Origin of the sequence: Vreelandella rituensis (assembly GCF_003336665.1) — a bacterium.
GTDB lineage: Bacteria > Pseudomonadota > Gammaproteobacteria > Pseudomonadales > Halomonadaceae > Vreelandella > Vreelandella rituensis.
In genome coordinates, this window is sequence record NZ_QPIJ01000088.1 from 1 (window position 1) to 9,698 (window position 9,698).

Sequence of the window (9,698 nt, forward strand, 5' to 3'; positions counted from 1 at the left end):
ACAGTGATTCGGCGTCCACTTTGCACAGGCAGCTAATGAAATAGCGACCGGCGCGGTCTTGGGACACGGTAACGGTGCTGGGGGCTGACGGAAGCACGCGGCTCCAGCGGATGCTGAGGGGCTCCTGGCACTTGGCCAGCGTGATCAGGCCGTTGCGATACGCAAATGCTGAACTGGCAAAGGTGGCGGACTGCCGCTGCTTCTTTGACTTGAAGCGTGGATATCGAGCGCGCTTGGCAAAGAAGTGCTTGAAGGCCGATTGTTGATGGCGCAGGCATTGCTGCAAGGGCACCGAACTGACCTCGGCCAGGAACGCGGTGTCAGGCTGTTTTTTCAGCTGGGTCAGGAAAGCGCTGGCGTCGTTGTAACCGATCTTTTCCTGGCGTTGATAGAACGCATCGGTGCGATGTCGCAGCACCGCGTTCCAGACAAACCGCACGCACCCAAACGTCCGCGCCAGCAGGATTTCCTGCTCGGGCGTCGGGTAGAATCGGTACTTGTAGGCGCGTTCGGTTTTCATGACTTACAGCTTAGTATCATTTACGTAAGAGATTAAGGCGTCCTCTCGGACGCCGCGCTTGTATCCCTTCGCGCTACGCGACTCAGGAAGAGGTATTACGCGTTTCTAGATAATTGAACAAACCAACCACCCATTCCGTTGGTGCCTCAAGCAACAAACTGCGGCCGGGATAGCGATAACGCAGCTCCAAGGGATTTTTCTGGTGTCGCCGGGCATCTACCGGCCCACGATACTTCATCGACTGAATGTGGAAACCAGCACGTTCAGCCCTGCGGAGCAGCCATAACTTGATCGACAGTGAATCTATCGGCACTTCAACCTTCCTTGGTTACCGGTTTCAATATGGGATCGAGACGGGAGACTGACCTCAAGGCGGCATTTGCCCCAAGGCGGTGACGTCGTGTATCAGGAAGCATCGCCTGACGCGCTTCCCATACCAGATCAGCTATTTCATCCAAGGGTTGGTAGTCCAGAGGCGCCGACTGCAACAGTTGGCGGATACGTAGATGGTCAGTCGCGATAAAAGCCTGTTCCAGTTCCTGTAAAAAGGCTTCCAGCCTGGGCCATTCCCAGAAACGCTCTTTGGAGGTCATGATGCGATCGTGCTGTGTCTTGCTGACGTCATGTCCGATCAACAATTCCTCGAAAAGCTTTTCCCCGGGACGCAAGCCAGAGTAGACAATTTCTATATCTCCTTCCGGATGCTCGGCGTCTTTCACCTCCAGTCCTGAAAGGCGCACCATATTCCTGGCCAAATCATGAATGCGTACCGGTTCCCCCATGTCGAGCACGAACACTTCGCCGCCCTCACCCATGGCGCCGGCCTGGATGACAAGCTGGGCGGCTTCGGGAATTGTCATAAAGTAACGGGTGATGTCGGGGTGAGTTACCTTGATGGGGCCACCCTGCTCGATCTGATTGCGAAACACCGGCACAACGGAGCCACTCGACCCCAGTACATTACCAAAACGCACCATGCAGAAACGCGTGTTGGACTGCGAATGGGCGAAGGCTTGGCAGATAAGTTCGGTCAAGCGCTTGGAAGCGCCCATGGCATTGGTGGGACGAACCGCCTTATCGGTGGACACCACCACAAAGGTTTCCACCCCCGCCGCCATCGCCGCCTTGGCAAGATGCAAGGTACCGAAGACGTTATTGCTTACTCCCTGTACCAAATTGAATTCCACCATCGGCACATGCTTGTAAGCGGCGGCATGGTAGACGGTATGCACCTCGAAGCTTTCGAACACTGCCTTGAGACTGCCCGGATGCTGCACCGAAATAAGCAGTGGTTTCAGCTCGCAGCGCGACTGGGTGCTCTCGATATGCTGTTTCAATTCCTGCTCGATGGCGTAAAGTGCAAACTCACAGTTGTCGACCAGCAGCAGGCAAACAGGCTCTTGATCAAGTATCTGACGACACAGTTCACTGCCAATCGAGCCTCCCGCACCGGTCACCATGACCGCCTTGTCGCGAATATTGGCCTGCATCAGCTCAGGAAAGGCAGGGACCGACTCCCGGCCGAGCAAGTCCTCAAGCGCCACCTCGCGAAGTTCGCTGATCTTGGCCCGCCCGGCGATCACATCGGCACTGCCGGGAATCGTCTTGAGAGGCACGGAAAGGTCCGAAAGCCAGTGCAGTATTTCACGGCGCCGCCAACGTGGTGCGCTGGGAATAGCCAACAGAACCATGGCGGCCCGGTGTTCCTGAACCAGGGCGGCGAGTGCTACCGGTTGATGCACCCGCAGCCCTTCGACCATGGCGCCTTCCAGGCCTCGCCAATCATCGACAAAAGCCACCGGTTCGTATTCGCCTCCGTTGCGAAGCGCGGAGACCAGCTCGCAACCGGCAGCTCCGGCCCCGTAGATCACCACCGGCTTTCGCTGACGACGTTGGCTATGGTGATACAACTCCCGCAGCAGAAAACGCAGGCTGCCGACACCCAACAGCAAGAGCAGCGCATAGATAACGATGATGGATGGCCCAATGGAATGTCCCGCCAAGTAACTTGCCGGTGCCACTAACAGAGCTGATGTCATCACGACAATGACGACTTTCGGGACGGTGACATGGCTCATGTAGCGAATCACCAAGCGATACAGCCCAAGCCAATGAAAAAGAAAGAGACTCGTCGGCACCAACAGCCCGATGGCCAGCCACAAGGAACCGTTTCTCAGCGGCTGCAGGCTTTCCAGGTGGATCATGGTCGCCAGTTGCAGGCTACCCGCCATGATCACGCCATCTAGCACGACAAGCACCCTGCGCTTTATCCAACGCGGCGTCATCGATAACGACTTCATTAAACTAGCCATGTTTTCCCCCTGCCTTTCCCTGCTGAGCTTCCTTGCGGGTTGTCCGGTCACGATGCTGATGTGGGTATCATTTCAAGGGGAGTCGAGAATCAGACCCTGACGCGAGGTGGCCACCGAGCTTTGCCGATAGAGATGCCAGCAGATCACCAGTAAAATCCAGAACAGCGTCGAGCGCAGACCATTATGGGTGGTGGAATAGATCAATGGCCCGGCCACCCCGGCCCAGACGTAAAGCGGAGCTCGACGCAGTACAATGGCGATGGTCAACAGGAAAAGCCCCAGCCCCGGCAGGCCATAGGCAAACAACATGTTGACGTAGGAGGAATGAATTTCGTGCCCGTCGTAGGGAGCAAAACGCTCACTTTCGCCTTCTCCCGCCCCGAAGATGGCGTATTCGGGAAAGTTCATCAGCCGGTCGAACTTGCGCTCTTCATAGACGCTGTCTACCTTGCTTGGCGCCCTGTCCATGCGCGCCTCCAGGTTGCGCAACACTTGCCCGTCCGAACTGATATTGGCCACCAACACGCCCCCCAGCAGAAGAGGGATTAGCAGCAACAGGCGAGCGAAATGCTTGACCTGCTTGGCATTAGCCATGGCCCAGCCGATCAATACCAGGACACCTCCCCCCATAGCCGCCAACGACGAAGCCGCTAGAATTCCCAGCACCCCGGAAGCCAGACCGGCCAGCCCCAAGAGTCTCATCCGCGGATGAAAATCATCGAGCATCAACAGCACCACCACGCCGCATAGCGAAAAATAGGCCAACTGATTGGGGTTATTGAAACTCCCGGTGGTACGGTTAACCCCCATGGCTAATTGCACCAACACTTGGCTACCCGCGACCAGAAGCGCAATAGACACGCCATTGCGGATAATCGCCTTGGCACGTTCGCCGTAAACGCCCAGAAAACGCAGCAACGCGATACCCACCAGGAAATTGAACAGGAAAAACTGGGCGGGCCTGAAAAAGCTGGTGGTTTCCATCACCAGCGTCCAGCCAAGGCACACCAGCACCACCCAGAGCACCATCAATCCCCAGCACAGGGCAAAGGGTGAGACTTTCAGGCGCTCGTCGCCCAGTGACATCACCAGCATCACACCGGCAAAGCCGATCAATGCAAAGTCGGTCAGCTGCGGCGCACCGCTGGGAAACAGATAAAGGCTGCCTAGTGAAAGACCCAGGAACAGCAGTAGCGCACCGATCAGATTCATGGCAACACCCTTTTTCTACCGTGGCTAGAGATTAGCCATCATCTGGAAGGTATGGTTGCGGCTGGCCAGGTCGTCGTAGGTACCGGCATCGCTCACCCGCCCGTCCTCGAGCATATAAATGATGTCGCATTCCTTTACCGTCGCCAGGCGGTGGGCGATCAACACCACGGTCATCTGACCGGAAAACCGCTGGATGTCTTCCATGACGCGGCGTTCGGTGATGCCGTCCAAAGCGCTGGTGGCTTCGTCGAATACCAATACTCTGGCTTGCTGGTAAAGGGCGCGAGCGATACCCAGACGTTGGCGCTGGCCTCCGGATATCTGTACTCCGCGCTCGCCTATCCGTGTTTCGAGACCTTCTGGAAACCTTTCGAGCAGATCGTCGAGTTGCGCCATATGCAGCGCCTCCTTGGCTCTCTCTACATCGATATCCTTGCGATCAATGGCAAAGGCGACGTTTTCGAGGATGCTGGCATCGGACAGAAATATCTGTTGCGGTACAAAACCCACGCCCGCCTGCCAATTGCGCAGGTTTTCCTGCGTTAAAGGCACATCATCGATCAGAATCTGGCCTTGCTGAGGTTCGATCAGGCCCAGCAATAGATCCACGGCAGTACTCTTGCCACTGCCGGAGGCTCCCACCAATCCCACCATCTGGTTGACCGGGATCGTCAACGTCAACCCATCCAGTGCCAATGCCCGTGTTCCTGGATAGTCGAAGACCACGTCTTGCATCTTGATCTCTCGCTGAGGCACCCATGGGGTTATCCGCGCATCCGGCTGAGCCTCAATGGCGGCGTGGGTATTTTTCGATTCATCACGGCTCGCGATCAAATCCTCACGAATCGCGTCATAAGCCGCCAAATTGCCACGGATTTTCGAGATGGAGGTATAGATCTTCTGGAAACCGGGCAGCATCTTGAATCCGGCCAGGGCGTAGATCGAGAGGGCCGGCAGAATTGCGCCAAGATTCCCCTCATAGAGGTTGAGCAGATAAAGCACCAGCAAGATCACCGAACCGAAAGCCATCAGTTCAATGGCGTAACGCGGGGCCTCACTCAGCCCTTGGGTCACTCCCTGCCCCCGCGCGATGCGATTGCTGGCCTTCTCGAAGCGCGAGGTAAACCCTGCCTGGCGATGCAATAGCAGCAGGTCCTTGATGCCACCGAACCCTTCGCTCATCAGCTTGAAGCGTTTGGATTGAGCCTCGGAAACCCGCTTTCCATGGACGGTCAAAAAACGGCGCACTGTTTGATAAAGCAGCAGATAAGTGACGATGAATATCACCACACCAAATATCGCCACCACCGGATTGTAGAGAAAGATCGCCAGGGTCATCAGGGTCACCATGACCGTCTTGGCATTAAGCTCCATGGCAGGGTTGATGATCTTTGTGGTCACTCGCTGAACTTCCGCGGATACCTTGTTGACCAAACCACTGGTGTTCTGGCTGGAATGAAACAGCCAGGGCTGGTGCAGGTAATAGTGGTAAAGGCGGCTCGATATCTCCGCCCCCACCTGAGAGCTATAGAGCGCCAGTCGCCAGGTGGTATACATGGAAAACACTGCCGCGAGCAACAACACGCCGAGCACCATAGCGCCCAATAAACTCAAGAAACTCTTGGGGCTTTGCATGCCGCTGAAGGTATAAGCCCAGGCAAGCCAGCCATCGCCCTGGAGCTTGCTCATGTCACCGACCACCGCCATGAAAGGGCCGATGGCGATAACACCAGCGATCTGAGCCAGGGCCATGCCAATGATCAACGCCTGGAGTTTCAGCAATCGACGCCGTTGTTGCTGAGTCAATAATGAATAGAATTCGCGCAATTGCTTCAGCATATTGGATCACCGGTAAGCATAGAGGTAGCTGCCGTAGTAACCGTGGCGGCTATTGGTGGGTTTCTTCACGCCGTTTAGAATTCCTCCCTTGAGCCTCACGCCGGCATTCTCCAGGCGGCGTTTGGCGGCCTTGATTTCGCCGGGAGGGTTACAGTCGAAACGCACCACCATCAAGCTGGTCCCGACCAACTTACCCACCACCGTGGCATCGGTCACCGCGAGTATTGGCGGCGTATCCACTATCACCAGATCATAGTGCTGGCTCATCGTTTCCAGAAAATCGTGGAAGCTGTGCTGCATCAAAAGCTCCGATGGGTTGGGCGGCACACTGCCTCGCGCCACATAATCCAGCCCTTTCAGATCGCTATGACGAATAGCCTCATCCACGCCGATACGCCGTGCCAACAGTTCTGAAAGTCCCTTTACGCCCTTGCCATCAAAGGCATGGTGCAAGTGGCCACGGCGCATATCCGCATCAATCAACAGCACTTTCTGCCCGGCCTGGGCGCATACCGCCGCCAGGTTGGCCGCCACGAAGCTCTTGCCCACCCCCGGGCTTGCCCCGGTAATCATCAACCGATTATTGTCGGATTCGAGCATGGCGAAATACAGGCTGGTACGCAGCCCGCGCAAGGCCTCCACCGCGATTTCGGCGGGTTTCTTGATGGCCAGCAAGCCTCGGAAAACTTCCTGGGCCTTTTTGGAACGGCGCGGACGGATTCGCTCGGTGAGCCCAGCCTGTTCGCCGGAATCCGGCAGCGTGGCGTAGACAGGCAGACCCAACTCTTCAAGCTGTTCGGGCGTCTTGATCGCTCGGCTGAGCAACAGGCGCACCACAATCAGCATGACCGCCAGCAATGCCCCGATCAGGCCGCTGACCGCGGTTATCAGAGGTATGCGCGGTGCGATGGTGCCTGGATTGAGCATGGCGGCGTCCAGAATGCGCACATTACCCACGGTGCCGGCCTTGACCAGACGCATCTCTTGAAGCTGGTTGAGCAGTTGCACATATACTTGCTGATTGACCTGGCTATCCCGAGTCAGGCGCAGCACTTCCTGCTGAGTTTCGGGTAATTCATTGACCTGCGCATTGAGACGGTCACGCTCGGCTTCAAGCTGGGCACGCTGTCTCAGCAGTGTCTGGTAGTTGGGGTGCGAGGGTCGATACCGCTCAGCCAGGTCGGCCTCCCGCATGGCCAGTTCGCTGAGTTGGTTTTCTACCTCCACCACCCGAGTGAGCAGGTTTTGGGTCTCGAACGTCAGATCCACGGAGTCGCGTTGCGCCCGATAGTCGTTGAGCATCCCCTCGGCATCCGAAAGTTGGTCGCTGACCTGGGGAATCTGCTCGTTGAGAAAGGCGATCTGCTTCTCCGCCTCTTCCGAATGACGTTGCACGTTCTGGGTCAGGAAGACCCCGGTCAAGGTATCCAGCGTCGGCTGGATCTGGTTACGATCGGTACCGTTCAGGGTCAGTTCATATACCCCTGAATCAATGCCTCGCGGCATGATCTCGAAACGTCGTTTCAAATCCTTTATCGCATTAAGGGAAGACGTCCGCTCCAAGATGAATTCTGCACCGGGGTGTGCTTTCGCCTGGCTGACGAAAAGACGATAACCCAGTGCATCGTCCTGAACCGTCTCCCCTACTTTACCGGTAAGAAGCGTTTCTTCTTCCAGCAACAACTCAAAATTGCCGTCGGCCATCAGGCGCAGCACATGCTTCCTTCCCACGTTTTCATCGGGCACATCGAAACGTGCAACGCCTAGCGACTCACCGGCCCACACATAAGGATTGTCCCAATCGCTATCCTCGGAATCCGCTAACCACTCGCGCATGAAGGCCGGGGTGAGGCTTTCGAACCAGCCTTGGTTAACCCCATGATTGACCAGGAAATCCCCCACCACCGGCAGCCGGCGCGGCTCGACCCGAATGGCCAGGTCCTGCCGGTCAGCGGTTTCTCCCAGCACCATGCGCGACTGCAGTATTTCAAGTTCGGCGGAGGTAGGGTTACCTTGCTGCTGCTCCCCCAATGACTCCATAAGCGCCAAGTTCGAACCTTGGCTTTCGATCTGAACCAAGGCATCTGCCTGATAGACCCCCGGCTGAGAACTAGCGTGAAAATAGCCGGCCAGCAGAAAAAGCCCCGTCATCGATACGATCAACCAGCGATGATCGGAAAGCGTATCTACCAACTTGCGCAGATTAAGGTCGTTGCTTTCCTGAGGTTCGGACGACGACGAAGGTGGTGGGGGAAAGTAAGTCATGGTCATGCCTCATTACTCGTAAAAAATCATTCAAATCGGCGCTTACAGATCACCGACATCCGTGGCGACCGTCGCGACATCACCCGGCAGACTGACCGAAGGCAGCAGCAGCGAGATCACGGTGTTCCAGCGAGCCAACGGTGCTGACGTCACGTACACCACGTCCTGCGGCTGGAGAGGAAAGCGCGTTCCCAGCAAGAGACGGGTGGCATCCTGAATATCCAGTTGGTAAACGGTGGCGATCTTCTCGCTGCCGGGCAGGTTTCCTCGCACCACGAAGATGCCCGAAGGCTCGGCACGGCTTTCATTCACGCCACCAGCTCTTCCCAATGCATCCGTCAAGGTGATGCGCTCGTTACCCAAGGCAATCGCACCGGGACGTCTTACCTGTCCCATCACGACAACGTTCTGATTTTCCATGGTCGGTACGTGCAGCAGGTCGCCATCACGCAGTAACCGGTTCTGGGTCATATCCCCTTGGCGCATCATGGCGTAGAGCGAGATGCGTTCTTCGCTACCGTTGCGGCTCAGTGTGACGTTGCGCCAGTCCGCATTGTCGTTCGCCCCGCCTACTTCACTGATGGCATCGAGTACCGTCATCGGCACGATGGTCAATGGCAGGGTGCCGGGGTTTTCCACAGCGCCACTGATATAGACTTTCTGGGAGTGAAACGCCGCAATACCGACTTCCACCTGGGGCTCGGTGATCACGCTGGAAAGCCGCCGGGTGATCAGTTGACGTACCTCGTCAAGCGTCATTCCCTCGACCTTTACCCGCCCCACATAGGGGTAAAACATGGTGCCATTGGGCCGTATCCGGTTACCGGTTTCCGCAGCGGAGCGCTCGGCACCGGCAGGAATGGTCAATTCGGGATGGTCATAGACAATCACGCTCAAGATGTCGCCTGGCCCCACGCGATACTCGTAGCCCTGCACCTCCTGGTGCAATGCCTCCGGCGTTGCCTGGGTGGGCGCTTCTCTCACGTGCATCGCATCCACTAGGTCCGGTGTGATCGGTTGCACGTTCACTCGCCCATCCAGCGATTGTGCAAGATTACTCTCATCGATATGACCACCGGGAGCCATGGCACAGCCACTCAGCACCCCCAGAAGCATGAACAACATCAGAAAGCGAACCAGTCGCACCGGGCGCTCGCTAGATTCCACTTCTTCTACTTCATTGAATTTATTCATTCTCTGCTCCCTGTACTTTGTGTCTTGCCACGCTACCGCCCGGGGATTGTGATCAGGCATTTCCCAGAGCCTCATTGAAAACTCGCCCTGACAATGCCAGAACCCGCGCACCGCCATGAGGCATGACTGCCAACCTGACAGACAGACACAAGTTTACATAAAAACACAAATAGCGTATTACCATTTGTATGATGGAAGCAGAATGAGATAACTAACGCCTAACACCTCTATAAAAGGAGCTATGGTGACTTCTGGTGTATGGGAGGAAGTAGGAAGGGTGGCGTATCCTGTTGATTGATCACGACCAAGATCTCAACCAACAAGAGTGGATACGCCATGACCGATTCTACCCTCCA

At 56.4% G+C, this 9,698-nt stretch carries 7 protein-coding genes; all 7 read right to left on the bottom strand.

Features of this window, described 5'->3' with window-relative positions; all coding sequences use genetic code 11:
- Window positions 1-520, bottom strand: a 520-nt coding sequence (locus tag DU506_RS19850) for an RNA-guided endonuclease InsQ/TnpB family protein (protein WP_147273791.1), incomplete at its 3' end; no start/stop codon positions are given.
- A gap of 82 nt (window positions 521-602) precedes the next feature.
- Window positions 603-833 carry a hypothetical protein gene (locus tag DU506_RS19855; protein ID WP_114488594.1) on the bottom strand — a complete coding sequence of 77 codons (231 nt, stop codon included), beginning with the start codon at window positions 831-833 and terminating at the stop codon, window positions 603-605.
- A 1-nt stretch (window position 834) separates the two neighbouring features.
- The gene (locus DU506_RS19860; protein WP_220254479.1) at window positions 835-2,832 is read right to left on the bottom strand and encodes a polysaccharide biosynthesis protein; all 1,998 of its coding nucleotides are present in this window, start codon (window positions 2,830-2,832) and stop codon (window positions 835-837) included.
- Window positions 2,833-2,904: 72 nt separating this feature from the next.
- Window positions 2,905-4,044 carry a hypothetical protein gene (locus tag DU506_RS19865; RefSeq protein ID WP_114488596.1) on the bottom strand — a complete coding sequence of 380 codons (1,140 nt, stop codon included), beginning with the start codon at window positions 4,042-4,044 and terminating at the stop codon, window positions 2,905-2,907.
- Window positions 4,045-4,068: 24 nt separating this feature from the next.
- A complete protein-coding gene (locus tag DU506_RS19870; protein ID WP_114488597.1) occupies window positions 4,069-5,883 on the bottom strand; it encodes an ABC transporter ATP-binding protein in 1,815 nt (604 codons plus the stop codon).
- A 6-nt stretch (window positions 5,884-5,889) separates the two neighbouring features.
- Complete coding sequence (locus DU506_RS19875; RefSeq protein ID WP_114488598.1) at window positions 5,890-8,148, bottom strand: polysaccharide biosynthesis tyrosine autokinase; 2,259 nt, start codon at window positions 8,146-8,148, stop codon at window positions 5,890-5,892.
- 42 nt (window positions 8,149-8,190) lie between these two features.
- Window positions 8,191-9,342 (bottom strand): polysaccharide export protein, encoded by a 1,152-nt coding sequence (locus tag DU506_RS19880; protein WP_114488599.1) that lies wholly within the window; start codon window positions 9,340-9,342, stop codon window positions 8,191-8,193.
- Between the last annotated feature and the right edge of the window lie 356 nt (window positions 9,343-9,698).

Bases quoted from the DNA above. Each gene is read 5' to 3' on its own strand.
- DU506_RS19860 (WP_220254479.1), bottom strand. From the start codon at position 2,832: ATGGCTAGTTTAATGAAGTCGTTATCGATGACGCCGCGTTGGATAAAG.
- DU506_RS19865 (WP_114488596.1), bottom strand. From the start codon at position 4,044: ATGAATCTGATCGGTGCGCTACTGCTGTTCCTGGGTCTTTCACTAGGC.
- DU506_RS19870 (WP_114488597.1), bottom strand. From the start codon at position 5,883: ATGCTGAAGCAATTGCGCGAATTCTATTCATTATTGACTCAGCAACAA.
- DU506_RS19875 (WP_114488598.1), bottom strand. From the start codon at position 8,148: ATGACTTACTTTCCCCCACCACCTTCGTCGTCGTCCGAACCTCAGGAA.
- DU506_RS19880 (WP_114488599.1), bottom strand. From the start codon at position 9,342: ATGAATAAATTCAATGAAGTAGAAGAAGTGGAATCTAGCGAGCGCCCG.